The organism is Mycobacterium yunnanensis, from assembly GCF_025823185.1.
GTDB classification, from domain to species: domain Bacteria; phylum Actinomycetota; class Actinomycetes; order Mycobacteriales; family Mycobacteriaceae; genus Mycobacterium; species Mycobacterium yunnanensis.
In genome coordinates, this window is the sequence record NZ_JACKVK010000013.1 from 711,927 (window position 1) to 736,970 (window position 25,044).

20 protein-coding genes, 1 tRNA gene and 2 pseudogenes are annotated in these 25,044 nt (G+C 68.9%); 6 read left to right on the forward strand and 17 right to left on the reverse strand.

Going from position 1 to position 25,044, the window contains the following annotated elements; genetic code table 11:
• Nucleotides 1–5 precede the first annotated feature (5 nt).
• Together H7K45_RS27040 and H7K45_RS27045 are read left to right on the forward strand one after the other, a co-directional pair.
• The gene (locus tag H7K45_RS27040) at nt 6–386 is read left to right on the forward strand and encodes an HNH endonuclease (RefSeq protein ID WP_263999167.1); all 381 of its coding nucleotides are present in this window, start codon (nt 6–8) and stop codon (nt 384–386) included.
• Between the two features lie 184 nt (nt 387–570).
• Entirely contained in the window at nt 571–711 is a 141-nt protein-coding gene (locus tag H7K45_RS27045) for a hypothetical protein (protein WP_263999168.1), read from the forward strand.
• Nucleotides 712–772: 61 nt separating this feature from the next.
• Here the strand turns inward: H7K45_RS27045 and H7K45_RS27050 are convergent, their stop codons facing one another.
• The 3 genes from H7K45_RS27050 to H7K45_RS27060 are packed head-to-tail and all read right to left on the reverse strand — an operon-like array spanning nt 773 to nt 2,141.
• A complete protein-coding gene (locus tag H7K45_RS27050; RefSeq protein ID WP_263999170.1) occupies nt 773–1,255 on the reverse strand; it encodes a DUF5130 domain-containing protein in 483 nt (160 codons plus the stop codon).
• On the reverse strand, nt 1,242–1,463 hold the full coding sequence (gene ctaJ / locus H7K45_RS27055; RefSeq protein WP_263999172.1) for an aa3-type cytochrome oxidase subunit CtaJ: 222 nt from the start codon (nt 1,461–1,463) through the stop codon (nt 1,242–1,244). Before ctaJ ends, H7K45_RS27050 begins: the two co-directional genes overlap by 14 nt.
• 39 nt (nt 1,464–1,502) lie before the next feature.
• Nucleotides 1,503–2,141: an HNH endonuclease gene (locus tag H7K45_RS27060; RefSeq protein WP_263999173.1), complete on the reverse strand. Its 639-nt coding sequence runs from the start codon at nt 2,139–2,141 to the stop codon at nt 1,503–1,505.
• Nucleotides 2,142–2,318: 177 nt separating this feature from the next.
• Here H7K45_RS27060 and H7K45_RS27065 point away from each other — a divergent pair, with 177 nt between their 5' ends.
• The gene (locus H7K45_RS27065) at nt 2,319–2,723 is read left to right on the forward strand and encodes a globin (RefSeq protein ID WP_263999174.1); all 405 of its coding nucleotides are present in this window, start codon (nt 2,319–2,321) and stop codon (nt 2,721–2,723) included.
• Nucleotides 2,724–2,728: 5 nt separating this feature from the next.
• Here H7K45_RS27065 and H7K45_RS27070 read toward each other — a convergent pair whose 3' ends face one another.
• From H7K45_RS27070 to H7K45_RS27115, 10 genes and pseudogenes are all read right to left on the reverse strand, one after another.
• On the reverse strand, nt 2,729–3,409 hold the full coding sequence (locus H7K45_RS27070) for a DUF8010 domain-containing protein (RefSeq protein WP_263999176.1): 681 nt from the start codon (nt 3,407–3,409) through the stop codon (nt 2,729–2,731).
• A 92-nt stretch (nt 3,410–3,501) separates the two neighbouring features.
• On the reverse strand, nt 3,502–3,933 hold the full coding sequence (locus H7K45_RS27075; RefSeq protein ID WP_263999177.1) for an acyl-CoA thioesterase: 432 nt from the start codon (nt 3,931–3,933) through the stop codon (nt 3,502–3,504).
• Complete coding sequence (locus tag H7K45_RS27080) at nt 3,930–8,801, reverse strand: NAD-glutamate dehydrogenase (RefSeq protein WP_263999178.1); 4,872 nt, start codon at nt 8,799–8,801, stop codon at nt 3,930–3,932. The genes H7K45_RS27075 and H7K45_RS27080 overlap by 4 nt, the downstream gene beginning before the upstream one ends.
• A gap of 151 nt (nt 8,802–8,952) precedes the next feature.
• Complete coding sequence (ettA, locus tag H7K45_RS27085; protein ID WP_263999179.1) at nt 8,953–10,626, reverse strand: energy-dependent translational throttle protein EttA; 1,674 nt, start codon at nt 10,624–10,626, stop codon at nt 8,953–8,955.
• Between the two features lie 69 nt (nt 10,627–10,695).
• Complete coding sequence (gene ssb / locus H7K45_RS27090; protein WP_263999180.1) at nt 10,696–11,169, reverse strand: single-stranded DNA-binding protein; 474 nt, start codon at nt 11,167–11,169, stop codon at nt 10,696–10,698.
• 146 nt (nt 11,170–11,315) lie between these two features.
• Nucleotides 11,316–13,322, reverse strand: coding sequence for a bifunctional copper resistance protein CopD/cytochrome c oxidase assembly protein (locus H7K45_RS27095; protein WP_263999181.1), 2,007 nt, complete (start codon nt 13,320–13,322; stop codon nt 11,316–11,318).
• 46 nt (nt 13,323–13,368) lie between these two features.
• Complete coding sequence (locus H7K45_RS27100) at nt 13,369–15,735, reverse strand: glycerol-3-phosphate 1-O-acyltransferase (RefSeq protein WP_263999182.1); 2,367 nt, start codon at nt 15,733–15,735, stop codon at nt 13,369–13,371.
• A 71-nt stretch (nt 15,736–15,806) separates the two neighbouring features.
• A pseudogene (locus H7K45_RS27105) lies at nt 15,807–15,941 on the reverse strand (hypothetical protein); the annotation flags it as partial.
• Between the two features lie 186 nt (nt 15,942–16,127).
• A pseudogene (locus tag H7K45_RS27110) lies at nt 16,128–17,420 on the reverse strand (HAD-IB family hydrolase); the annotation flags it as partial.
• The gene (locus tag H7K45_RS27115; protein ID WP_263999183.1) at nt 17,417–18,922 is read right to left on the reverse strand and encodes a wax ester/triacylglycerol synthase family O-acyltransferase; all 1,506 of its coding nucleotides are present in this window, start codon (nt 18,920–18,922) and stop codon (nt 17,417–17,419) included. The pseudogene H7K45_RS27110 and the gene H7K45_RS27115, both read right to left, overlap by 4 nt.
• A 133-nt stretch (nt 18,923–19,055) precedes the next feature.
• On the opposite strand from H7K45_RS27115, the gene H7K45_RS27120 reads away from it, so the two are divergent.
• Nucleotides 19,056–19,129, forward strand: a tRNA-Arg gene (locus H7K45_RS27120).
• A 445-nt stretch (nt 19,130–19,574) separates the two neighbouring features.
• Here the strand turns inward: H7K45_RS27120 and H7K45_RS27125 are convergent.
• Complete coding sequence (locus tag H7K45_RS27125; protein ID WP_263999184.1) at nt 19,575–19,706, reverse strand: hypothetical protein; 132 nt, start codon at nt 19,704–19,706, stop codon at nt 19,575–19,577.
• A 140-nt stretch (nt 19,707–19,846) separates the two neighbouring features.
• Here H7K45_RS27125 and H7K45_RS27130 point away from each other — a divergent pair, with 140 nt between their 5' ends.
• Entirely contained in the window at nt 19,847–20,410 is a 564-nt protein-coding gene (locus tag H7K45_RS27130; protein ID WP_263999185.1) for a hypothetical protein, read from the forward strand.
• Nucleotides 20,411–20,416: 6 nt separating this feature from the next.
• Here the strand turns inward: H7K45_RS27130 and H7K45_RS27135 are convergent, their stop codons facing one another.
• From H7K45_RS27135 to H7K45_RS27145, 3 genes are read right to left on the reverse strand one after another with little or no spacing between them, the layout of a single operon-like run.
• Nucleotides 20,417–21,775: a glycosyltransferase family 2 protein gene (locus H7K45_RS27135; protein ID WP_263999186.1), complete on the reverse strand. Its 1,359-nt coding sequence runs from the start codon at nt 21,773–21,775 to the stop codon at nt 20,417–20,419.
• A complete protein-coding gene (locus H7K45_RS27140) occupies nt 21,768–22,784 on the reverse strand; it encodes a glycosyltransferase family protein (RefSeq protein ID WP_263999187.1) in 1,017 nt (338 codons plus the stop codon). The genes H7K45_RS27135 and H7K45_RS27140 overlap by 8 nt, the downstream gene beginning before the upstream one ends.
• The gene (locus tag H7K45_RS27145) at nt 22,781–23,734 is read right to left on the reverse strand and encodes a WcbI family polysaccharide biosynthesis putative acetyltransferase (protein ID WP_263999188.1); all 954 of its coding nucleotides are present in this window, start codon (nt 23,732–23,734) and stop codon (nt 22,781–22,783) included. Before H7K45_RS27145 ends, H7K45_RS27140 begins: the two co-directional genes overlap by 4 nt.
• Before the next feature lie 61 nt (nt 23,735–23,795).
• Here H7K45_RS27145 and H7K45_RS27150 point away from each other — a divergent pair, with 61 nt between their 5' ends.
• Nucleotides 23,796–24,887 (forward strand): glycosyltransferase family protein, encoded by a 1,092-nt coding sequence (locus H7K45_RS27150; protein WP_263999189.1) that lies wholly within the window; start codon nt 23,796–23,798, stop codon nt 24,885–24,887.
• The last annotated feature ends 157 nt before the right edge of the window (nt 24,888–25,044 follow it).

The window sequence follows — 25,044 nt, forward strand, 5'->3', positions numbered from 1 at the left end:
GCGCCATGGTCGCGTCGAACAGTCGCCGGGCGCGGGCTGCCCGCAGGCGCAAGCGTCGGATGGACGGCGCGCAGAACGACCTGACGACGCAGGAGTGGACGGCGATCAGGGCGCTGTGGGGCGGGTGCGCGTACTGCGGCGCGTCGGACCGGCCGCTGCAGCGCGACTGCGTCATGGCCATCTCGCGCGGCGGGCGCTACACGTTGGACAACGTGGTGCCCGCCTGCGCGGCATGCAACGCCAGCAAGTGCAACGACGAGGTGACCGCCTGGATGCGGCGCAAGCGCCTCGACGAGCGCGCGTTCCTCGAACGCTACGTCGGCATCAGAGCCGAACTGCTCGAGGCGTCAGCAAACTCTAGCTCGGTCGACGCCGCTCCGAGGTAGGTCCGTCGTCGCGCCCCGCCACGCCCGGCGACGGTGGTCGATGAGCTCGAAATCACACGTCAGAGCTTGATTTACCTGGATGTAACAAGGGACCATTGAGGGGTCTGCCAGCGGGCGATCCCGTGTTGGCGACCTGACAGCAATCCCTGCCCTGTGATCCAGGGCACAATCTAGGAGTACCAGCATGCCGTTCCCCCGCCTGCGCGCCGATCTGACGCGCTCGATGAACCGACGTCGCCTCTACGCCCGCATCAACGCGCTGCCCGATTCGACGGTGCGCGAAGAACTGCTGGCCATCGCCCAGCGGCACGACGAGAACAACTGATCCGAACACGACGACGAAGCCGGTGACCGAAGGGTCACCGGCTTCGTCGTCTTCTGAGTGTCTAGCGAGGCGAGACGCCGGCGCTGAGCACGCGCACGGCACTGATCAGCCCGTCGACGAGGTTGCCCTCGCGGAACGACGCGGCGGCTGCCGAGACGCCAAGCGGAGCCGCCTCCTCGATGCCGCGGCCCTTCACCTCCGACCCGTAGACCACTTCGATGGCCTTCTGGTTCGGGGACACGGCCAGGAGCACCGCGTTGTCCGGCGTGGGCACCTTGGCCAGGATCTCGCGCGCAGTGGCCGCGGTGTCGGCGCCGAGCCCACCCACGTAGACGGCGAAGCGGGCCTTGGCCGCCCGCGATCCGTACTTCAGGGCGTCGTCGAGCACGACGAGGTCCTTGACTGGGAACGGGTAGTGGACCGACAGCTCGCCGGGCTCGGTGACGCCGGAGATGCGCCCGCTGGCCGTGTAGGCGTAGCCGTAGGGCAGTACGTCCGACTCGCGCTTGGCGACCTCGGTCGAATGATCGCTACCACTTGCCACTTGCGCCACCTCCCACCGTCAGATGCGATCCGTGGCCGTGGTCGGCCGGTTCGTCGGCGGCCCACAGGATTGGCTCGTGGGTCCACTCGTCGGTCAACTCGTACGTCGCCGGGTGCGGGCCCTTGCGCCTGAAGATCAAGGCAGCGAGAATTAGGGCCAGAAGCAGCGGGACCCCGCCAAGCAGCGAGTGCGTCAGTGCTGTGCTCACACCGCAAACCGTATCTCAACACCCATCGGGGATGCTCACTCAGGCCGCTCCCTCGCCGAGGTATCTCACCCACGCCGGATCGAGTTCCTTGATGGAGGACAGCAGACGCCAGTGCTGACCCTTGGGCGGCAGGGGTGTCGCTCGTAGCGTCCAGCCCAGTTCGGACAGCAGCCGGTCGGCCTTGCGATGATTGCAGCCCGCGCAGGCCGCCACGCAGTTCTCCCACGAGTGCGCACCGCCACGACTGCGCGGAACCACGTGGTCGACCGTGTCGGCCTTCGATCCGCAGTACGCGCACCGAAACCGGTCCCGATGCATGAGGGCCGCCCTGGTCATCGGAACGCGCGCGCGGTACGGCACCCGGACGAAGGAGCGAAGGCGGATCACCGAGGGCACCGCGATTGCCCGGGTCGCGGAGTGGATCACCGGACCACCGGGGTCGGCGTGCACCACGTCGGCCTTGCCACACAACAACATGACCACCGCACGCCGGGCCGGCAGTGCCGCCAACGGTTCGTAGGTCGAGTTGAGCAGCAGCACCCGTCGACGACCCCACACCCCGCCGTCGGCGCCGGGAGGACGCTCGTCGACTCCGTGGAGGGGCTGCGCAGCAAGCACCGATGCGCCAGGTGAACTCGCCGCGGTCAGGTGCCCGCGGCTCTTCTTTCGCTGCGACATGGGCCCTCCGAGTGATAGTGCATCACGGATTGGTGCCCGTCGCACGACAATTTGGGCTGTGTCCGCAGGTCACTCCGATGAACATCCGGTGACGAGGGCTGCGTGGTCCCCCCGGTCGCTTCGCTCCTGCCCGCCGGTGGTCACCCGTCGCCGCCTCCCCGCACCCGGGAAGGGACAATGGCAGGCGTGACGGAACAACCCACGTCGTTCTACGACGAAGTCGGCGGAGCCGAGACGTTCCGGACCATCACGTCGACGTTCTACCAACTCGTCCGCGAGGACGAGATCCTGCGTCCGCTGTACCCGGAGGACGACCTCGACGGGGCCGAGGAGCGGCTGCGAATGTTCCTGGAGCAGTACTGGGGCGGGCCGCGGACGTACTCCGACCTACGGGGTCATCCCCGGCTGCGCATGCGGCACGCACCGTTCAAGGTCGGCCCGATCGAGCGCGACGCCTGGCTGCGCTGCATGCACACCGCCGTCGCCCAGGTCGACGATCGCACCCTCGACGAGGCGCACCGCCAAGTGCTGTTGAACTACCTCGAGATGGCCGCACAGTCGATGGTCAACTCGCCGTTCTAGCCGCTCTAACGCAAGACCACGGCAGGGTCGCCACGGCGACGGTAGACCGTGCCGAAGCGCGCGTCGACGCGCAACCACGTCGGGAGCACGCGGACGCGCACCACTTCCTCCGCTGCGACCGACTCGGGGGCGAACTGGTCGGTGGTCGACGCCTGCGGCAGGAAACCCATTGCCGTCAAGGCGAAGACGCACCGCATCGGGATGCCGACCCCGACGTCGCCGGAGCTGACCTCCACGACCTCCTGGTCCAGCAGCGAGGCCGGCGGACCGTGCGCGCTGCCGTGCTCCTTGGCCAACGCGACGCCACGCTGGGCGAGGTCGAGCACGACGCGGGCTGGCACGTCGTCGAGGTGGACGAAACCGGATTCCGGCGGCAGCATCCCGCGCCAGGCCGAGTCCATCGCAAAGCCGGGGTCCACCACGCCCGAGCGGTCGGCCGACGCCAGGGCCGCCGCGAGCGCGTCCGCGCCGACGGACAAGTCCGCGGGCACCACCCGGCCGCCGACGACGCGGCTGGCCAGCACGTCGAAACCCGTTGCCAGCCAAGCGACGATCTGGTGGTCACCGCGCTGTCGCAGCCGGATGACGCTGGCGTCGTCGAGTCGGATGGCCCGGTCGACGAATGTCGCCAGGTCTTCCCGATGGGCGGCGTCGTCGAGCCAGAGTCCGCGTTCGCCGGTGCTCATCGGGACACTCTGCTCTTCGCGCGAGCGCTCATCGCCACACTCTGCTCTTCGCGCGAGCGCTCATCGCCACACTCTGCTCTTCGCGCGAGCGCTCATCGCAAGTAGCGCTGCAGGTAGTCCCGGTGATGCGGCGCCAACCGCACCAGGCGTTGTTCCTCGATGTGGAACGCGGCCAGTTGCGACTCGCCGATCACCGCCGGCTTGGAGTCCGGGTCGGCCAGCGCCGACCGCACCTCGTAGCCCAGGGTGAAGTCGACGGCCCGCAGCCGTTTGACCCAAATGGTCACCTGCAGAGGAGAATCCGCGAGCCGCAGCTGCCCCTTGTAGATCACGCGCACCTCGGCGATCAGCAACCCGATCGTGTCGAAGTCGTCGGCGAACGGTTCGATGAGGAACGGCACGCGCGCCTCTTCGAGGATCGTCACCATGGTGCCGTGGTTGACGTGCTGGTACATGTCGATGTCGGACCATCGCACCGGGACCGGTGTCGTGAAGCGGGGCGTGGATTCTGGCTGGTCGGTCACCCGGTCGTTCCCGTTCCGCTGGTCCTGGTCATGCTGCGAATCTGACGTGCCGCCACCGACAGCGTGGCGAGGTCCTCGGCGCCGTCGTCGTAGATCTCGCTGAGCGTGCGGCGGGCCCGGGCCACCCGGGAGCTGTTGGACAACTCCCACTCCTCGATCTTCTGCTCACCGGTCTCGTCGGGCTCGCCGACGGCCAGCACGTCGAAGCACAACGCCCGCAGCGATCCGTAGATGTCGTCCCGAATCGCCAAGCGCGCCAACGAATGCCAGCGATCATCCCGAGCCAGCCGGGACACGGCGGTGAGCAACCCGTCGGCGCTCAGATGGTCCATCATCGCGAAGTAGGTGTCGGCCACCTCGGCAGCGTCACGTTCGACGATGTCGGAGATGTCGATGATGTCGAGCAAGCTGTACTGGTAGAGCCCCGTCGCCACCATCGTCGCCAGACCCTCGTCGACGCCCTCGGCCATGAACTCTCCGGAGTCCTTGGCCACGATGGCCTTGTCGAGGCCGCGCAGCCACTCCGACATCCGGGGGGTCAACGCGGCCACCTTGGCGGCGAACCTGTTGACCTCGGCGCCGACGGCGAGCGGCTGGGGCCGGTTGTTGAGCAACCACCGGCCCGCCCGGTCGATCAAGCGGCGCAAGTCGAGGGTCATCCGGTCGGTGACCGCGACCGGAACCCCGGCGTCACCCGCGGCCCTGATCTGGCGCCACACGTCGCCGACCTTGAAGATCTCGTCGGTCGCGACGTAGGCGCGGACCGCGTCGACCGGGCCGACGCCGACGTCCTCGGCCACGCGGTAGGCGTAGCTGATTCCGGCCGTGTCGACGAGGTCGTTGACGAGCATCGTCGTGACGATCTCCCGCCGGAGCTGGTGGGTACGGATCTCGGAGCCGAAGCGGTCGCGCAGCTGATGCGGGAAGTAGTCGGGCAGGCGGGCGGCGAACACCTCCTGATCGGGCAGCTCGCTGCCGAGCAGCTCGTCCTTGAGCGCCAGCTTGACGTACGCCATCAGCGTGGACAGCTCCGGTGAGGTGAGCCCCAGACCCGCCTCGACGCGACGGCGGATCTCCTTGTCGGTGGGCAGCGCCTCCAATTCGCGGTTGAGGCCACGCTCGGCGGCCAGCGCCCTGATCTGCCTGGCGTGCACGGTGAGCAGGCCGGGCGCATTGGCCCGGCTGGTGCCCATCAGGTCGTTCTGAGCGGCGTTGTCCTGCAACACCAATGCCCCGACTTCGTCGGTCATCGACATCAGCAGCGGGGTGCGCTCCTCGGCGCTGACCTGCCCGCCGGTGACCAGCGAGTCGACGAGGATCTTGATGTTGACCTCGTGGTCGGAGCAGTCGACGCCTGCGGAGTTGTCGAGCGCATCGGTGTTGACGTGGCCGCCGTTGAGTTCGAACTCGATGCGGCCGCGCTGGGTCACCCCGAGGTTGCCGCCTTCACCGATCACCCTGGCGCGCATCTGGTTGGCGTTCACGCGGACCGCGTCGTTGGCACGGTCGCCGACGTCGGCGTCGGACTCGGATTCGGCCTTGACGTAGGTGCCGATGCCGCCGTTCCAGAACAGGTCGACCGGAGCCTGCAGGATGGCCTTCATCAGGGCGGGCGGCGTCATCTCCTCGACGTCGTCGTCGAGGCCCAGCGCCGCCCTGACCTCTGCGCTGATCGGAATCGACTTGTGTTCCCTGCTGTACACGCCGCCGCCGGTGCTGATCAGACTGCGGTCGTAGTCGTCCCAACTGGAACGGGACAGGCGGAACATCCGCTCCCGCTCGGCCCACGACGCCGCCGCGTCGGGGTTGGGGTCGAGGAACACGTGGCGGTGGTCGAACGCGGCGACGAGCCGAATGTGCTTGGACAGCAACATGCCGTTGCCGAACACGTCACCGCTCATGTCACCGACACCGACCACCGTGAAGTCGTGGGACTGGGTGTCGACGCCCATCTCGCGGAAGTGCCGCTTCACCGATTCCCACGCGCCCTTGGCCGTGATGCCCATGGCCTTGTGGTCGTAGCCGACCGAGCCGCCGGAGGCGAAGGCGTCACCGAGCCAGAAACCGTAGGACTTGGCGACGTCGTTGGCGATGTCGGAGAACGTGGCGGTGCCCTTGTCGGCGGCGACGACGAGGTAGGCGTCGTCCCCGTCGCGGCGCACGACGCCTGCGGGCGTGGTGACGGCCCCGGTCGCGGTGTCGACGTTGTCGGTGACGTCGAGCAGGCCGGAGATGAACAGCCGGTAGCAGGCCACGCCCTCGTCGCGGTAGGCGTCGCGGTCGGCGGCGGCGTCACCGGTGGGCGTCGGCGGACTCTTCACCACGAAGCCACCCTTTGCGCCGACCGGCACGATGACGGCGTTCTTGACGGCCTGCGCCTTCACCAGCCCGAGGATCTCGGTGCGGAAGTCCTCGCGACGGTCCGACCACCGCAGCCCGCCGCGGGCGACGTTGCCAAACCGGAGGTGCACGCCCTCGACCCGTGGCGAGTACACGAAGATCTCGTATCGCGGTCGCGGAAGGGGCAATTCGTCGATCAAGCCGGGGTTCACCTTGACCGACAGCACGTCCTGGCTGCGCGCCGACTCCGGGCTGGTGACGAAGTAGTTGGTGCGCAGCGTCGCCTGGATCATCGACGCGAACGCCCGCAGTACCCGGTCGGTGTCGAGGCTCACCAGGGCGTCGATGCCTGCCGCGACCGCAGCCGCGGCGGCTTGGGCGTCGGGGCGGGTGTCGGAGTCCGACGGGTCGAACAGCGCCTCGAACAGCCGTACCAGTGCCGCCGCCGTATGCGGGTTGTCGTTGACGACGGTCTCGATGTGGGACTGGCTGTACGGAAAACCGGCCTGTCGCAAGTACTTTGCGTAGGCACGCAGCACGGTGACCTGCTGCCAGGTGAGACCGGCGCGCATCACCAGCTCGTTGAAGCGGTCGATCTCCACCCTGCCGTACCAGATGGCGGTGACGGTGTCGGCGAACCGCGTCGCGGTGGCCTCGCGGTCGGCAGGATCGTCCTCTTCGCGGATGGACTTCTGCGGGGAGATCTTGAACTGGTAGATCCACACCGGCATGCCGTCGGCGCGGGTGACGTAGAACGGGCGTTCCTCGAGCACCACGACGCCCATGCACTGCAGCATGGGCAGAAGCACGCTCAGCGAGGCCGACCGGCCCGCGAGGTACCACGTCAGGTTGGCAGGCTGGCCCTCGCCGCCGTCGGCGAAGACGAGCTTGACCGAATCGTCGTGCAGCTCTTCGATGATCGCGATGTCGCCGATCGCGTCGGCGGGGCTGAAGGCCTGCCGATACACCTCGGGGAAGGCCACCGAGTAGTGCTCGGCGTCGGCGCGGGAGATGGCTCCGGTGGGAACCGCGCCCATCAGCCGGTCACCCCAGGTACGGGCGGCCTCGGTCAGCAGGTTCTGAATCCTGGTCTCGGCCTCCAACGAGACGTCCACGTCCTCGGGCTTGCTGCCGTCGGGCAGCCGGACGGTGAAGTGCACGACGGCCCACGGCGATTCGCTGACCCGCGCGGTGTACTCGAGACTCTCGCCGCCGAGCTCTCGGACCAGGATGTCCTGCATCTCCAGGCGCACGACCGTGGTGTACCGGTCGCGCGGCAGGTACACCAGGCAGGACACGAAGTGCGAGAGCTGGTCGGTGCGCAGGAACAGCAGCGCCCGGCGCCGCGAGCCCAGGTCGACCACGGCGTTGGCCATGTCGAGCAGCTGCTGGGCGCTCAGCGAGAACAACTCCGACCGCGGGATGGTCTGGATGATGTCGAGGGTCAACGGCGCCGGGTGGCTGTTGTCGCCGTGTGACAGCGCCAGCGCCTCGCGGACGCGGCGCGAGATCAGCGGTATCTCCAGCACGTTGGCGTTGGACGCGGCGACGGTGAACAACCCGACGAAGCGGTGCTCGATCGCCGTGCTCTGCCCGGGCAAGATCTCGCGGACCACCACGATGTAGGGGTGCGCACCGTAGCGCAGGTAGCTCGGCATGGTCGCCTGGGCCAGCACCAGCAGGTCGTCCTGCCCGGTGAGCTGAGGGAAGGCGTCGGTCCGCAACCGCAGGACACCGAGCCGGCTGGCGGGGTCGACGGTGGCTTCCCCGTCGCGGACCGAACACCGCTGGTAGCCCAGCAGCACGAAGTGGCCGTCGGCCAGCCAGCGCAGCAACGCGGCCACGTCTCGACGGTCATAGGACGGGAAGTGCCCGTCGCGGTCGGAGTCCAACTGGCTGGCCAGCACGACCAACGCGGCGTCCAGCGCCGCCTCGTCGATCGCCACCTGCCGGGCGTCGCCGAGCACGTTGGGCAGCAGGGCGACGGCTTCGGCGACGGCCTTGGGGTCCGCCGTCGGCGCGAGCTGGACGTGAATCCACGCTTCGTCCACGCCGTCCCGTGGCGCGTCGGGTGCGTTGGCCGGGTGGACGTCCACGAGTCCCCCGGCTGGATCTCGACGGACTCGGAACACCGGATTCATGATGGCGGTGTAGGCGACGCCGAGCCGGTGCAGCAGCACGGTCACGGTGTCGGTGAGCATCGCGGTGTGATCGGTGACGATCTGGATGGCCGGGCCCACCCCGTCGGTGGCGTCGGCGGCATGCACCGCCACCTTGGTGTCACCGGTGGCGCGCTGCTGCCCGACCGCGCGGTGGGCGGCCAGCAGCGCCGCGGACACGATGCGCCCCGAGGCGTCGACCGGCATCGTCGACGCGGCGTCGGCGGCGACGGGTGCGTCACCGTGCGGGCCTTGGTGACTCGCGAGATAGGCCCTGGTGACGTCGTCGTCGGAGGCACCGTTGCGACCGTCGTCTGCGGTCTCGTCAATGCGCTGCCGTCCTGGAACCCCAGGATTCACCGTCGTCATACCGATCGCTCCTACCTCACGCGCGCGTGCCGTCCGCCGTTGGATGAGACCGCCGCACGGTCGTCACGCGATGACGCCCGCAGCGCGGTTCAGTGGCCCGCGGAAGTGACACTAGTGGCCCCCGGTGCCACCGCGGCTCAACCCGGACAGATCAATCGCGGGTGAGCCTGCGGTGCGTGACCCGGTGCGGGCGAGCCGCATCCGCGCCCAACCGCGCCAGCTTGTTCTCCTCGTAGCCACCGAAGTTGCCTTCGAACCAGAACCACTTGGCCTCGTTGTCGACGTCGCCCTCCCACGCCAGGATGTGCGTGCAGGTACGGTCGAGGAACCAGCGGTCGTGCGAGATGACCACGGCGCATCCGGGGAACTGCTGCAGGGCGTTCTCCAGCGAGCTGAGGGTCTCGACGTCGAGGTCGTTGGTCGGCTCGTCGAGCAGGATGAGGTTGCCACCCTCCTTGAGGGTCAACGCGAGGTTGAGACGGTTGCGCTCACCACCGGAGAGCACGCCGGCCGGCTTCTGCTGATCGGGGCCCTTGAAGCCGAACGCCGAGACGTATGCGCGTGAGGGCACCTCGTTCTGACCGACCTCGATGTAGTCCAGTCCGTCGGAGACGACCTCCCAGACGTTCTTCTTCGGGTCGATGCCGCCGCGGTTCTGGTCGACGTAGCTGAGCTTGACGGTCTCGCCGACCTTGACGATGCCGCTGTCGGGCTCCTCGAGGCCGACGATGGTCTTGAACAACGTGGTCTTGCCGACGCCGTTGGGACCGATGACGCCGACGATGCCGTTGCGCGGCAACGTGAAGGACAGGTCCTTGATGAGGATCCGGCCGTCGAAGCCCTTGTCGAGATGCTCGACCTCCACGACGGTGTTGCCCAGACGCGGGCCCGTCGGGATCTGGATCTCCTCGAAGTCGAGCTTGCGGGTCTTCTCCGCCTCGGCGACCATCTCCTCGTAGCGACCCAGGCGCGCCTTGTTCTTGGCTTGGCGGGCCTTGGCTCCCGAGCGCACCCAGGCCAGCTCCTCCTTGAGACGCTTCTGGAGCTTCTGGTCCTTCTTGCCTGCAACTTCGAGGCGTTCGGCCTTCTTCTCGAGGTAGGTCGAGTAGTTGCCCTCGTACGGGTAGGCCCGGCCACGGTCCAGTTCGAGGATCCACTCGGCCACGTTGTCGAGGAAGTACCGGTCGTGGGTGACGGCCAGGATGGCGCCCGCATAGGCCGCCAGATGCTGCTCGAGCCACAACACGCTTTCGGCGTCCAGGTGGTTGGTGGGCTCGTCGAGCAGGAGCAGGTCCGGCTTGGACAGCAGCAGCTTGCACAGCGCCACCCGGCGCTTCTCGCCGCCGGAGAGGTGGGTCACCGGCTCGTCGGGGGGCGGGCAACGCAACGCGTCCATCGCCTGCTCGAGTTGTGAGTCGATGTCCCAGGCGTCGGCGGCGTCGAGCTCCTCCTGCAGGACGCCCATCTCCTCCATGAGCTCGTCGGTGTAGTCGGTGGCCATCAGCTCGGCCACCTCGTTGTACCGGTTGAGCTTGCCCTTGATGGGCACGCCCTCCTCGACGTTCTCGCGAACGGTCTTCGACTCGTCGAGGTGCGGCTCCTGCATGAGGATGCCGACCGTCGCGCCGGCGGCGAGGAAGGCGTCTCCGTTGTTCGCCTTGTCCAAACCGGCCATGATCTTCAGGACGCTCGACTTGCCTGCGCCATTGGGACCGACGACGCCGATCTTGGCTCCGGGGAGGAAGTTCAGCGTGACGTCGTCCAGGATGACCTTGTCACCGTGCGCCTTGCGGACCTTCTTCATCGTGTAGATGAACTCAGCCATGCTGTGGGTAGTGCCTTTCCGGTCTGCGGGTATCGCTCAGCCAACCATCCTAGGCGCGGCGGTTCGCGGCTACGCCGTCAGTGGGAGGCCTCGATCCTCGGCCTTGCCCGAGGCCTCGTCCTCGTCACCGTCGGACGTGGCCTCCCCGGCGGTCGACTCGGCGCCGGACTCGGCGTCCTCCTCGGTGCGCCTGCGCTGTTCGATGCGCACCGTGGCGCGGGTCAGGTCGGGGCCGACCGCCGACGCGCGCACCTCCACCGACGAGCGTCGGTTGCCCTCCTTGTCGTCGTACTCGCTGGTGTAGACGGTGCCCACCACGACGACCGGGTCACCCTTGATGAGGACGCCGCTGACGCCGTCGACCACTTGGCCCCAGCAGTTGACGGTGACGAACAGCGAGTTGCCCGGCTCCCAGACGCCCTCGGGTGTGCGGCGACGAGAGTTGCTCGCGACGCGGAACTTCAGCACCTGCTGATCGCCGACGCGTCGCAGGATCGGGTCGGTGACGATGGTGCCGACCATGTGGAACGGGGTCTCGAACATTGCGCTTCCCTTCATCGGTTCTCGGTCCGGGCAGCGCCTGTCGTGCTGCCCGAGACCATTGACCGTCCGGAGGCCGACGCCGGACGGTCCTCCGCGGCGACCGAGGGGGCGCCCTGTGGATGAACCGGGGACTGTGGAGGAAGGACTCAGCGATCCTCGAGCTTGGCAAGCTTGGCGAGCATGTTGTTGTACGCCGCGAGGTCGGCGTCGTCGTCGCGGTCGGCGGCGCGGTCCAGTCGCACGGCCGTGCGCTGGTCGCTGCGGCGCCATTGCACGAGCAACGCGATGAGGACGAGGACCAGGGGCACTTCGCCTGCCGACCACGCGATGCCGCCGCCGAGGCGCTGATCGGCCAGCAGGTCGGTGTGCCACGGCAACTGCAGCGACTTGTAGAAATCCCCCGCCAGCACGGCCTTGGTGCCCATCAGGACGACTCCGAAGAAGGCGTGCAGCGGCAGCGACGCGAACACCACGGCGAGCTTCGCGATCGGCGGGATGGGCCGCGGTGTGGGGTCCACGCCGATCACCACCCAGTAGAACAGGTAACCGGTCACCAGGAAGTGCACGTTCATCGCCACGTGCGCGGCGTGGCTGGTAACGGCCACGTCGAAGATCCCGCCGAAGTACAGACCGTAGAAGCCCGAGACGAAGATGACGGTGGCGACGATGGGGTTGGTCAACACGCGGGACACCCGGCTGTGCAACGCGGCCAGCAGCCACTCCCGCGGTCCCGGGGCGCCGTCTGCGCCCGCCGCGGGCAACGCCCGCAACGCCAGGGTGACGGGTGCGCCGAGCACCAGCAGCACCGGCACCAGCATCGAAAGCAGCATGTGGGCGGCCATGTGCATGCTGAACATCGCGGGCATGTAGCGGCCGACGCCCGACGACGAGGCGAACAGCAGCACCGCGCACCCGCACAGCCACGCCACGATGCGTCCGGTCGGCCACGCGTCGCCACGCTTGCGCAGCCGCCACACCCCGGCCAGGTACAGCCCGGCGAAGACCAGGGCCGCCGTGCCGAGGATCAGGTCGAAGCGCCAGTCGAACAGGATCCGTGCGACGGTCGGCGGTCCGGCGAGGTCGTACCCGATCTCCACGGCCGTCACCGACGGGTTGAAGACGGCAGGCGGGGGTGGCGGCGTGCGACCAAGGGCGACGGCGATGCCGAACGTCACACCGAAGACCCCGGCCTCGATCAGCGACAGCCGGATCAGCGCGCCCCGGCCGTCCGGATTGGCCTGCAATTCCGCCACGCCGCGGCGCCGCTGCTGCCAGCCGAGCACGCCCAGCACGACCAGGGCGGTCGCCTTGCCGACCAACAGCCAGCCGTACGTCGTGTGAAACAGGTCCTCGAGGCGCACGCGTACCAACGCGTTGACCACACCCGAGACGGCCATCGCGACGAAGCAGCACAGCGCGATCACCGAGAACCGTCGGGCGGCCAGGTGGGCGTGTTCACCGCCGCGCAGCGCGTGCACCAGCAGCGCCAGCAGGCCGCCGGCCCACAGCGCGCCGGCCATCAGATGGATGAACAGGCTGTTGGTGCCGAGATCGTGCGATCCGCCCGCCGAGGAGTGCCCCGTCAAGGCCAGCGGCAGCAGCGTGACCAATGCCCCCGCGCACAACAGCGGCGTCCACGACCAGCGCAACACCGGGATGGCGAGCACCGTGACGATCGCGGCCAGCAACGCCGTCCAGCGCCATGCACCCGCCACGTCGATCAGGCCGGCCACCGACCAGATCGCGCTGGGGTCCAAGCGGCTGGTCAGCGGCTGCCCGGTGACGTCGGAGACGGTCAGCGGCACCAGCAGCGCCGCGCATACCGTCCAGACACCCGAGGCCACGACGCCCGTCCGCAACGCCCGGTATCCCGACGCGTCGAGCACGCCGGTGCGCTGCGGCGGCACCAGGAACGCCGCCAGCAGGAACGACCCCACGGCGACGACGGCCGCGATCTCGCCCGCGGCCCTGACGAAGGGCAGCCCGTAGTTGGTGACGGGGCCGGGATCGGGCAGGCCGGTCGCGGTCAACGCGTCGGCCAACGACAGCGCAGCGAGGCCGGCGGCGACGGCGCCGGCCAGCACCCCGACGCCGAGCAGGATCGGCCACACTGCGCTGGTCCGGGTCTCGGCCCGCGCCTCCGTGGTGGTCATGCCAACAGCGTATGGCGCGCGGCGGAGTTGGCTCCACCCGCTGCGGTCAGCCGCCGTCGGCCCTCATGACCAGCTCGCGGACGAAGAACTGCTCCCGCGAGAACTCCTCGACCTTGCTCATGTCGCCGAGGATGCCGCGCAGCTCGGCCAGGAACGCCGCCCGGCGCTCCTCCAGGTCGGCTGCCGGCGCCAGCAGGTTCTGGTCGGCGATCACCTGCCGGGCGGTGGCGAACAGCAGCGCCGAGACCGACTCGTTGCTACGGACCCGCTGCTGCGCGATGTACTGACCACCGACGCCGAGGGCCAGCGTGGTGAGGTCCTTCTCCCCGATGTCGGGCGGCGTGCCGCGCAGCACGTCGGCGACGATCTCGTAGGCCTCGATGAACGGCCGCAGGATCGCCCCGGCCACCAGCGGCCGCTTGGCCCGCAGGATGGCGTCGGCTTCCTCACCGCCGGCGGCGACGTGCTGCTCCCAGCCTGAGACGACCTCTCCTCCTCGCGTCCGGTCATGCCACGACATCTCCTCGGCCACGTTGTCGCGGAAGGCCGCCGAATCGGCGAAGTAGAACTCGAACTTCAACAGGTCCCGCAGCCGCATCGCCTGCGACCAGAATGCCTCGAGCCGGTCGCCGTCGGCGCGAGCCGAGAACGCCAGCGCCAGTTCGACGATGGCCGTCTCGAGGAACGCATGGCTCAGGGTGTTGCGGTAGAAGGCGGCCTCGTGTTCGTCCTCCGGCGCGATGCGCCAGACCGGCTCACGGCCTCCGTCGATGCGCGTCACCGGGTGCCCGCCAGACAGCGCGTCGACCGCCGCCCGGATGCCCTCGTCGGTGCGAAGCCGCAAGGCGCTGTTGGTCATCGGCGTCTTCTTGCGCTCGAGGTAGTCCAGCGAGTCGCGCAGCGTGTGGTGCAACTGGCCGAGCGTGAGTGCGACGCCGTTGGTGGCGAGCAGGACCGCCGACACCAGACCGGTGGCGTTGATGGGGGTCACGCGCAGGATGCGCCAGGCCACCTCGAATGCCATCTTCTGCATGGCCAACCGCTTGGCGGCCTCGTCCTCGGAGGTGTGACCGTGCGGTTCGCCCAGATACTCACGCATCGACACGGCCTCGGGGAAACGGACGTAGATCTTGCCGTAGTTGCGGTCGCCCTGGGCCTTGATGAAGTTGTAGAGCCAGGAGAGACTCTCGGGCGTCTTCTCCCCGCCGCGGGCGTAGGCGGCGTACTCGGCGGTCTCGTGCAGCTGGTCGAAACTGATCGACACCGGTTGCAACAGAATGTCGTCACTGCGGCCGGCGAGGTAGGCGTCGGCCACGTACGCCAGCAGACCGAGCTTGGGCGGCAACATCTTTCCGGTTCGCGACCGGGTGCCCTCGATCGACCAGTTGAGGTTGAACCGCTTCTCGACGATGTACCCGACGAACTCCTTGAGTACGTACTTGTAGGTGGGGTCGTCGAGCTTGCGACGGATGAAGATGACCCCCGACCGGCGCATCAGCGGCCCCATCGCGCCGAAGGCGAGGTTGATGCCGGCGAAGGTGAACACCGGCGGCAGCCGGTTCTCCTGCATCGCCACGGGCACGATCGCCCCGTCGAGATAGGAACGATGCGAGAACAACAGCACCGCAGGGTGGTTCTCCAACGCCGACCGCATCGCCTCGATCTCGTAGCGGTCGTAGTCGATGTTCGGGTCGAAGCCCCGGCTGAAGATCGCGCGGCCGAGGGTGGGGATCAGGTCGACGGAGAATCTGCTCCACCCCGTGGAGAGTTCGTCGAGCATCTCCCCCGCCGACTCCAGCGTCGCACCGGGGATCTTGGCCAGCCCCTCCCGAAAACGGGTCGAGGCCAGCATCTCCGGCTTGATGAGCCGCGGCGACTTGTATTCCGGGCCGAGCAATCGCAACTCGACCCGGCCGATCGCCAGCGCCGCACGGCGCACGACGAAGTGCGCGAAGTCGCGCGGGTTCTCCGCGACGGTGGTGTCACTCCAGTGCTGGCGTAGCTCGGAGACCTTGGCCGGCTCGCCGGCCACGACACGGGCGCGGTTGGGATCCTTGCGGAGGATGCCGCGCTGCAACAACTTTGGTGGCCGGTAGGTGTCCCGGCCGCTGATCAGCGCGACCACCTTGGAGCGCGTGGGCAGACCGCCGGGGATCCAGAAGACCCGCACGGGCACCACCGAGCGGTCCTCGTCGACGTCGAGCAACTCGACGAGACGGGCCAGAGTCGCCGGCGGCGGCTCACCGTCGGTGGGCAACTGCAACACCTCGATGCGGGCGTCGGGATGGGCCGCGCGTTGCTCGGCCAGCCAGTCGTCGAGCATCTCGACCTCGGCGGGTGAGTCGACCGCCGCAAGCACCAGGGCGTCGTCGGTCGGGGTGAAGCTGTGCAGGGCGTCGGCGGTTACCTTCACGGTCGGCCCTTCTTCGCCGGAACCGACTGCGCCGCCGAGTCATTCGCCGCGGTGTCTCCGGCTGCGACCTTCTTCGCGGGCGCCTTCTTGGCGGGCGCCTTCTTGGCAGGCGCCTTCTTGGCCGGTGCCTTCTTCGCGGGCGCCTTCTTGGCAGGCGCCTTCCCCTTCGCGGGGGTGCGCTCGTAGAGCGGTGCACTGGGGAGCACGTCGACCGGCCAGTCCTTGAGGGTGTCGAGGTAGAGCTGCCGCACCTCGGCGATGCGCTCCGAGAGATTCTCGGTAGTCCAGTCGTCGACGAAGATCGGCGGAAACACCGCGACGTCCACCGAACCGGAGTTGAACGTGCTCGAGTTGCGCTCGGCGATGATCTCGGCGTTGCGGATCACGATGGGCACCAACGGCACCCCGGCCGCCATCGCAATCCGGAACGGGCCCTTCTTGAACTCCCCCACCTCGGTGGTGTCCAACCGGGTACCCTCGGGCGCGATCAACACCGAGATGCCCTTGCGTGCAAGGTCTTCGATCTTCTGCAGACTCTCCACTGCGGCCTTTGGATCGTCGCGGTCGATGAAGGCGGCGTCGAGCACCCGACCGACCGGGCCCATCAGCGGGTCCTTCTCGAGCTCCTTCTTGCCGACCGAGGTGAAGTTGTCGCTGATCAGCCGGCCCGCGATGAACGGGTCGACCTGGTTGCGATGGTTGAACATGAACACCGCGGGCCTGTGGGCCGTCAAGTTCTCCTCGCCGAGCACGTTGAGGTCGATGCCGATCGCGGTCATCAACAGCCGCGTCCATGCGGCGGTGAAGAAGTTGACCCCGGTGCGACGGTTGCGGGTGAGCAGGCCGAGCCCGAGGCCGCCGGCCGCCGCGGGCAGCAGCGAGGCGATGCCTGCCACGGTGCGCAGTTGGGCCACCGGGCTGCTGCCACTGCGGCTGGTGAACTTCAGGATCGGCCATCCCCGCTTGACGGCGACCGCCTGCAACTTTCCGGCGGGATTGGTCGGTCGCGGGTTGCCGACAAGGTACATCAATGCGACGTCCTCGTCACCGTCGGCGTAGAAGTAGCTCTTGGCCAGGTCGACACCGTTGCGTGCCGAAAAGGCTTGTACCGCACGGGCCTTGCCGGGACCCCAGATGACGGGTGCGCGCACCTCGCCGGTGATCAGCCCGTCGTCGTCGGTCTCGAATTGGTTGCTCAGCACGTTGTCGATGCCGAGGAATCTGGCCACCGGATCCACCTGGACGGTCAGCGCCGACGAGCTCAGGACGACGGTGTGGCCGCGCGCCTGATGAGCCCGCACCAGCGCGCGCATCTCCGGATAGATGCGGCCCTGGACGTGTTGGACGAAGAGCCGCTCGCCGAGCTCGTCGAGGTCGCTGATGGAGTTGCCGTGCAGCATCCGTGCGCCCTTGCCGATCAGATCCTCGAATTCCGAGCGGCCGAGCTGGTGGTTGAGTCCGGCCTGCACCATGCCGATGAACTCGCCGACGCTCATCTGGCCGCGCCGCAATCTGTCCTGGGTCATCATCACACCGGTGAAACCGGCCACCAGCGTGCCGTCGAGATCGAAGAAGGCGCCGACCTCGGGTCCCTCCGGGCTGGCCTCGATCTCGGCGACCGAGCCGGGCAGCCGGAGGATCACGTTGTCGCCCTTGCGTTCGGGCTGTCCGTTCTGCGAGGTCATCGTGGGGCACTCCCATTGGCCGAGGTGGACGCGTTCGCCGACGCCGAGGTCGACGGTGTGGGTGGATCGGTGGTGAACGACGCAGGTGTGGCGCGACCGTCGCCGCCGAGCGCCAGCACCTCGTCGAACCCGGCGAGCAGGCATCGCGCCCACAGCGCCTCGTCGGCGACGGCGGCGCGGTCGTAGCGGGTGGTGATCGTGCAGTAGCCGGCCCGCGACACCAGCACCACCATCATGGCCACTCCGGGAAGCGGCCCAATGCCGTAGTGCCGCAATATCTTCGCTCCGGCGATGAAGGTGTCACCCGGGTAGATGGGGACGTTGCTCGCCTGCACGTCGGAGTTGACCACCGACCCGGCCACGGATTCGAGGATGGGGTCGGGCAGCAGGCTGATCAGCGGCGCCATCGCACCGACCATGTCGATGGCGCGTTCCTGACGCTTGCGCATCATCTGCGCGCGTACCTTCGCGATGCGCTTCGCCGGGTCGGCGACCCCGACCGGCGCGGCGAGATTGACTCCGGCGAAACGGTTTCCGCCCGCGGGGTCGTCATCGGAGCGCAGGTTCACCGGCACCGCCATGGGCAGCGTGGAGACGGGGATGCCCTTGGCTTCGTGGTAGAGCCGCAAGGCCCCGCACAACCCGGCCAGGTACGCGTCGTTGATGGAGCCGCTCGCCGCCTTCGACGCCTTGTGCAGATCGCCGAACGCGATGTCGATCGCCTCGGTGCGCGAGGACATGCTGCGCCGGCGCAGCAGCGGCGACGGGTCGGCGACCGGACCCATCACGCGCGCACTCGAGCGGGCGTAGTTGACGACGCCGCCGACCGAGGAGATGGGGTCGCGGACCGCTCGGCCCACCAGCGACGCCGCTCCCCCGATGGCGCCGAGGATGCCGCCGGCGATCGAGCCCGGCAGCTTGGCGATGCCCTCCCGCATGAGGTCGTTGGGCGAGAGGTCCTCGGGAATCGGCAGAGGCGCGGCCTTGGGCGGCGGCGGGTCGCGTTCGACGTCGTAGATGTTGGCGAACATCTCGATCGCGCCGACGCCGTCGGTGACGGCGTGACTCAGGTGCAGCATCGTGGCGGCCGTGCCGTCGGCAAGACCCTCCACCAGGGTGGCCGTCCACAGGGGTCGCGTGATGTCCATCGGTGACTGCAGGGCGACCTCGGCGAGGTCCAAGACCTCGCGCAGGGTGCCCGGGGCCGGTACGCGGACACGGCGGACGTGGTAGTCCAGGTTGAAGTCGGGGTCGACGACCCACCGGGCCGGCGCGGTCGGCAACGTCGGCATCACGACCTTTTGACGGAGGCGCAGCACCTTCCGCGAGGCGTTCTCGAAGCGGTCGCGGAAGCGTTCCCAGTCCGGTGCCGCGTCGAGCAGCTCGACGCCCATCAGGCCCGACCTGGTGCGCGGGTTGGCCTCGCCGCGGTGCAACAACTGGTCGACCGCGCTCAGCTCCTCGGGCAGTCCGCCCGCGGCGGAGTCCGGCACGTCGCTCATCGTTCGTCGATCTCCTGCCGTCGTCCCCCCGAGTGCGGGGTCCACGCTAGTCGGCCGCCTCGGGGCGCGGGTCGCAATACCGGTGTTGGGAGGCGGTTGCCAGATCCGACGGGATATACACTCTTCGGGCGTTGCCTCCGTAGCTCAGTTGGATAGAGCAAGGGCCTTCTAATCCCTAGGTCGCAGGTTCGATTCCTGCCGGGGGCGCTGATCAGAAGTAGAACTTCGGCCGTTTAAGCAGCTCGGCCACCCGATCATGTACCCGTCCGCCGCTCCTCTAACGCTCCCGTGTCATCACACTTGAGAGTGACCCATTCGGTCGGCACCGATGCGAGCCGCCAGTCCGGCATCGTCAATCAGCGGCGCGACGGTCCTACGGAAGCTGTACGAGCTGATGTCCGGGACGTCCACTCGTCGCGAGTTCTGCGCCACTGCCCGGCGAAGGTGTCCGGATCGCAGAGGTGCCGTTCTTGGACCGGAAGAAAACCGACTGCCGTCCGTAATAGGAAGGTCCGACGCTCGGTAAGCGCCGCGATGGCGAACGCTGGCCATGGCCTTCACCCGGATGACTTTGCCGGACCTTTGAGATCGTTCCGGCGTTGGCGTCGAAGACGGGCCACCGCAGCGCCCTGAGTCGACGGCGCCCGCCGCGCTACTGCCCGGAGTCGTCACCGGACGACGGGGGCGATGCCGTACCGCCGTCCTCGGGCAGCAACTCCGTCGACCCGTCGTCCTCCGACGCGTCGAGGTGTTCCTCGTCCCGACCGCGATCTGGCTCCGTCATGTCGTCCCCTTCGTGTACGCGTCTGGCTCGTACGTACCCCGTGGTCCGGTTCGAAAAACCGTCCGCGTCGGTCGCGTTTGAAGCCCCCTGCGGACCGAGCATGTAGCGAAAAGCACTGTCCCAATTGGAGGAAACACCACATGTCATCACGCAACACCGTCGTTCGCTCACTTCACGACCTCGGGGCAGCCGCCTGGTTCGGGGGATCACTCATGGGCGCGGTCGGCGTCAACGGTGCGGCGGCCGCCGTTCAAGATCCTCGGGAACGGGCCAAGATCGCCGCCGTCGGGTGGGGAAAGTGGGCACCGGTCAACTTCGCCGCCATCGGCGCGCACCTGATCGGAGGCGCGGGAATCCTGGCAGCGAACAAGGAGCGCGCCAAGCACCAGGAAGGTGTCACCGCCAACACCGTCACCAAGCTGGTACTCACGGCCGCCGCTGTCGGTGCCACGGCGTACAGCGGAGTGCTTGGCGCGAAGACCGCTCAGGGCGACGGACATTCGGTGTCCGGTGCCACCGAGCCGTCGGCCGCCACCCCGGACGACGTCGCCGCCGCTCAGCAGCAGTTGAAGTACCTGCAGTGGTTGCTCCCGGTCCTCACCGGCGCGATCATCGTGCTCGGTTCTCAGCAGGGTGAGCAGCAGCGGTCGACGCAGGTGCTCACCGGCCTGGGCTCCAAGCTGCTCAGCCGCGCGAGCGACTGATCGTCCTCACCACGCCAGCGACGTGTCCGGCGAACCTTGCCGCAGCCCCAGTTCCGCTGCGTCGAGGCGCCGGGCCTCGTAGAAACCCGCCACCGCATCGGCGCCGGCCTCGGCGGTCCAGCGCCGGGTCCGGTTGAGTGCCCACGTCGAGCGGCACACGACGCCGACGTCACCGTTCTCGACGACGACCTCGCCGACGCCCGGTTCGCCGCACGTCGCCACGAGGTTACTGACCCCGGCCTGGGCCAGCACCGCGCGTCCTCTGGTTTCCAGGACGAATCGGCATCTCGACGTCACCTCGGCGGGTACGTCGCCGACCGAGATCCTGGTGTCGTCGTCGCGCAGTTCCCGACGCAGGTCCTCGGCCGACGGACCGTGAAGCCAGATGCCGACGTCGAGAGGCAGGAAGCAGGCCAGCGTGGCGACGAGCGAGCCCGCGGTGTGACCGGTGACGTCGACGCTGACGGCGACTTCGGGGATCTCGTAGCGCAATCCGTGGCGGCGGGCGTCGGGATCGGTGACCAGCCGTGCCACCGCGAGCGCCTCGTGATTCTTGGCCGCCGTCCGCTCGGCGACGTCGCGGCCGGCCCAGTCGGGACCGGAGTGCCACGCGACGGCAAGGGGCTCGTGCTGCAACACCGCGCCGCTGCACACCGCGCGGTGCGCCAGCTCCCAGTCCTCGCCGCCGTAGCGCGTGAAGGATTCGTCGAATCCGCCGATGTCGGTGAACAGCGCACGGCTGCAACACATCACCGAGCTGATTACGTAGCGATAGGACGTGTGGTCGACGTCGAGCAGCGCTCTCGTCCGGTCATAGGCCTCACGTAGCCACTGCGGTTCGTCGAGCACCTCGGGCGCTGGCCCGCCCGCGTGCCACGCCCGCCACCGGTCTGGCGTCCACCCGTCGAGCGCGGCGTGCCTGCGACGGCCGACCACGAGCGCGTCGGGCAGCACCGACGGCAGGCGGACGATGCGGCGCACGTAGTCGGGGTCGGGATGGGTGTCGGCGTCGAGGAAGCACAGGACGTCGGCCGTCGTCGCCCGTGCCCCGAGGTTGCGCGCCGCCGCAGCCCGAAAACCGTTGCGCCCCTGGCTGACCACCGAGACGGCCAACGTCGACTGCGGCCGCGGCGCCTGCGCCGACCCGTCGTCGGCGACGATCACCTCGAGGAGCTCGTGCGGGTAGGTCTGCTGCTCGAGTGCCGCGAGTGTCAGGTCGAGCTGGGCGTGCTGCTCGTAGAACGGGATGACCACCGCGACGTGCACGGGCAGACCGGGATGCCCGTCGAGCAGGTCCCACCGATTGCCTGGGACGGCGACGCGGCCGCCGGACAACGGAATTGGAGACGGTCGAGGCTCAGTCATCGTGCCATCGGGACAGCGCCCGAGCGTAGAGTGCCGTCGCGGCACGCGTCGTCGAACCACTGCCGGCGTCGGGCGCGATCCACGTGGCGTCGGGGTGCTCGAGCGCGTGACGCAGCGCCGCGCGCAGACCGTCGGCGGTGTCGGGGTACGGCGTCAGGGTGCCGGGATTCCGCTCGGCGTGTTCACGGGTGTAGCGGTTGACCGGAACCAGCGGTCGACGTCCCGCCGCGATCCAGGTGTTGATCGATCCCGACGCCGACACGTGTCGATGATGGGCCACCGGCACCGTGACGCGCCGAAGGACGCCGTCGAGCGCGTCGTCGGCAACGTAGCCGGTGACGGAGAATCGGCGGCCGGCACCCTCTGCGGTCGCCGCCAGCTCTGCCACCAGGTCGTCGTGGCCAGAGGAGGGTTCGCCGACGGCGACGAAATCGATCGAGGGCGGCAAGTCCGCCATCGCGGCGAGCACCTCGTCGTGCCCCTTTCCGGGATAGAGGAAGCCGAACACCCCGACGCTGCAGTCCTCGACCGCCGGTCGCGACCCCACGCTCGTCACGTCGAGCGGGAGCGGGACGACCATCACGGCCGAGGGGTCGGCGATGCCGGACTCGGCCAGCAGCGAGCGTTCGTGCTCACTGTTGACGACCACGCCGTGCACCGCCGTGCAGACGTCTCGGTAGGCCTGCACGCGCAACGGATAATTGCCCCCGTCGGCGGGTTGCGGCACGTCGTGCAGCGTCACGCTGACGCGACGACCCGCTGCCGAGGCATCGCGAGCCATGCCCGCCACCCGGTGCGCGGCGTCCGACGGCGAGGCGCCGAACAGCCGGTCGGTGAAGTTGAGATGCAGCCCATCACGAGGGATGTCCGATCCGTCGAGGTCTCGCCAATCCCCGACCCGGACGACCGCGACCGCGCCGCCGAGTCCGTCGAGCGAGGCCGCCAGATTCGACGCGAAGGTCACCACCCCGTGACGCGTGGGCCCGACCACCAGGTGCGTGACCGTCACCGGACCGACGCCGTCCCCAGACCCAGCAGGTCCAGCGTGTGGGCGTGACGCGCGATCGCCAGCTCGACGAAGTCGGGATTGTCTCCGTACCAACGCAATTGGGACCGGTGGACCTCGACGGGACTGATCACGGTGCCGTCGAACCACCAGTCGGTACGGCTAGGCGCGGCGATGCCGCGCGCTCTGAGCACCCGGGACTCCAGCGGTGCGGTCACCGAGCCCAGCAGCGTTCGCGTGGGAGTGGGGACGGTGGCGGTGACGTCCAATGCCGCGAGCACCCGGCGCCCCAGTTCGGTCAGGACCCCGTTGCCGGGATGGTTGATCGTGTGGGCGGCCTCGGCGCCGCTGCGGCCCAGCACGTCCGACACCGCGACGTCGCACTGCAGACCCTCCCGGCGCGCCAACTCGGCCTGACTTGCCTCGGCGACCGCCACGAACCCGGCGTCGGCGACGTCGACGTCCCATTCGTCGTCGACCGAGAGGCCGTTCCGGGCGGCGACGACGGTCCGCAGATCGTGATAGGGCACTACCGGCGGCACCACGCTGCGGTCAGACGGGCGCCGCACGATGGCCTGGAACGGATGCAGACCGGCGTACCGGATCACCGGCCACCGGATGACCTGCGCGGTGCGCGGTAGGTGGGCGGCCAGTTCTGCGGTGCCCAACGGCAAGTCGCGGTAGCCGTCCCTGATCGGTTGGGACAGCAGCACCGAGGCCCTGGCGAGCAGGTCGTGCAGCGGTCGCACGTCGGCCTGCTCCAGTTCGTGCACCGGCGGCATCCGGACCGTCGTGTACGGGCGGTCGGGCACGCCGTCGAGGACCAGTCGCAACGCCTCGGCCTGACAGTTGCCCACCACCACCCAGAGCGGCCGTGACTCGTCGTCTCGGGCTGGGCCGACGCCGTAGAAGTCACCGTAGTGCCGGGTCCTCGGCGACGGTTGGTGCAGCACGTCACGCTAGTTGCCCGCGGGAATCGGTGCATAAACGGCGCAAAGGGGGTAGGGACAGCGGGTGCTCACCGTGGCGTCCGTCCCCGCAGCCCACCCGTACGTCGCCGCGGTGGTCGACACCTCGCGCGTCACCCTGCTGCCCGACCCGGTGCCGCCGGGGGCCACCATGGCGGGCCAGTGGTGGCCCCCTCGGTTCCTCGACCCCGAGTATCTGCGGGACCACGTGGACTCCGTCGACGTACTGCACGTGCACTTCGGGTTCGAGGCCATCCCCGTCGCCGATCTCCAGCAGGTCCTCGAGGTACTGCGCCACGCGCGGATCCCGCTGGTGCTGACGGTGCACGACCTGCACAACCCGCACTTCGCCGACGCGACCGAGCACCTGGCCCGGCTGGACGTCCTCGTTCCGGCGGCGACCGTGGTGCTCACCTTGACGCCCGGCGCGGCCACGGAGATCCACCGGCGGTGGGGCCGTGACGCCGTCGTGCTGCCCCACCCCCACGTGCTTCCGATCGACGCCGTCGGCGCGCCACGACCGTCGCGTTCCGACCCGGTCGTCGCGGTGCACGGCAAGGCCCTGCGCGCCAACATCCGGCCGTGGCCGGTCCTGGACGCACTGCTCGCCGGTGAACTCCCCCGACACCGCCTCCGGCTCGACCTCGACGACGAGGCCCTGGAGGTCACCGGGTCGGCCGAGCACGTGCGGCGCTACCGAGACGCGGGCGTCGACGTGCGGGTACATCCCCGCTTCAGCGACGACGAACTGACCGAGTACCTGTCCGAGGTCGACGTGGTGGTGCTGCCGTACGCCTTCGGCACCCATTCGGGATGGGTCGAGGCCTGTCACGACGCGGGCACCTCGGTCGTGGTTCCGGATTGCGGATACTTCGGTCAGCAGCACGGCGCCCCGGAGTACGGGTACGGCCCCGACGGGGTCGACGACGCCGGGCTGCGGCGCGCCGTGACGGCCTGCCTGGCGGACTTGACACCCTCAGGGGTGACGAATTTCGAACGGCGCGAGCGGCGCCGCCGCCAGCGGACCGAGGTCGCACACGCCATGGCCGACGCCTATGAGACTGCCGTTGCCGCCGTGGCCGAACTCGTTTGCCGTGGTGGGAGCGCCACTCTCCACGCACGGTTGCCGGGTTGCTGAACGCCTGGGGCGTCGACGGGAGGCAGCTGTGAACCTCGCCAAGGCGTTTGCGTCTCGTCCCGGTCGATGGCATGGTCGGTCGCAACCCGCAGACGGGTCACCTCCGCGACGGCGTTCTGCCTGTCGAAATGCATGCTGATAGGTGGGAGCACCGGCG

Excerpts from the sequence above, each read along its gene's own strand:
- H7K45_RS27060 (WP_263999173.1), bottom strand. The coding sequence starts at position 2,141 with ATGTCGCAGCGAAAGAAGAGCCGCGGGCACCTGACCGCGGCGAGTTCA.
- ettA (WP_263999179.1), bottom strand. The coding sequence starts at position 10,626 with ATGGCTGAGTTCATCTACACGATGAAGAAGGTCCGCAAGGCGCACGGT.
- H7K45_RS27115 (WP_263999183.1), bottom strand. The coding sequence starts at position 18,922 with ATGAGCGACGTGCCGGACTCCGCCGCGGGCGGACTGCCCGAGGAGCTG.
- H7K45_RS27040 (WP_263999167.1), top strand. The coding sequence starts at position 6 with ATGGTCGCGTCGAACAGTCGCCGGGCGCGGGCTGCCCGCAGGCGCAAG.
- H7K45_RS27130 (WP_263999185.1), top strand. The coding sequence starts at position 19,847 with ATGTCATCACGCAACACCGTCGTTCGCTCACTTCACGACCTCGGGGCA.
- H7K45_RS27135 (WP_263999186.1), bottom strand. The coding sequence starts at position 21,775 with ATGACTGAGCCTCGACCGTCTCCAATTCCGTTGTCCGGCGGCCGCGTC.
- H7K45_RS27045 (WP_263999168.1), top strand. The coding sequence starts at position 571 with ATGCCGTTCCCCCGCCTGCGCGCCGATCTGACGCGCTCGATGAACCGA.
- H7K45_RS27125 (WP_263999184.1), bottom strand. The coding sequence starts at position 19,706 with ATGACGGAGCCAGATCGCGGTCGGGACGAGGAACACCTCGACGCGTCG.
- H7K45_RS27065 (WP_263999174.1), top strand. The coding sequence starts at position 2,319 with ATGGCAGGCGTGACGGAACAACCCACGTCGTTCTACGACGAAGTCGGC.
- ssb (WP_263999180.1), bottom strand. The coding sequence starts at position 11,169 with ATGTTCGAGACCCCGTTCCACATGGTCGGCACCATCGTCACCGACCCG.
- H7K45_RS27095 (WP_263999181.1), bottom strand. The coding sequence starts at position 13,322 with ATGACCACCACGGAGGCGCGGGCCGAGACCCGGACCAGCGCAGTGTGG.
- H7K45_RS27070 (WP_263999176.1), bottom strand. The coding sequence starts at position 3,409 with ATGAGCACCGGCGAACGCGGACTCTGGCTCGACGACGCCGCCCATCGG.
- H7K45_RS27080 (WP_263999178.1), bottom strand. The coding sequence starts at position 8,801 with ATGACGACGGTGAATCCTGGGGTTCCAGGACGGCAGCGCATTGACGAG.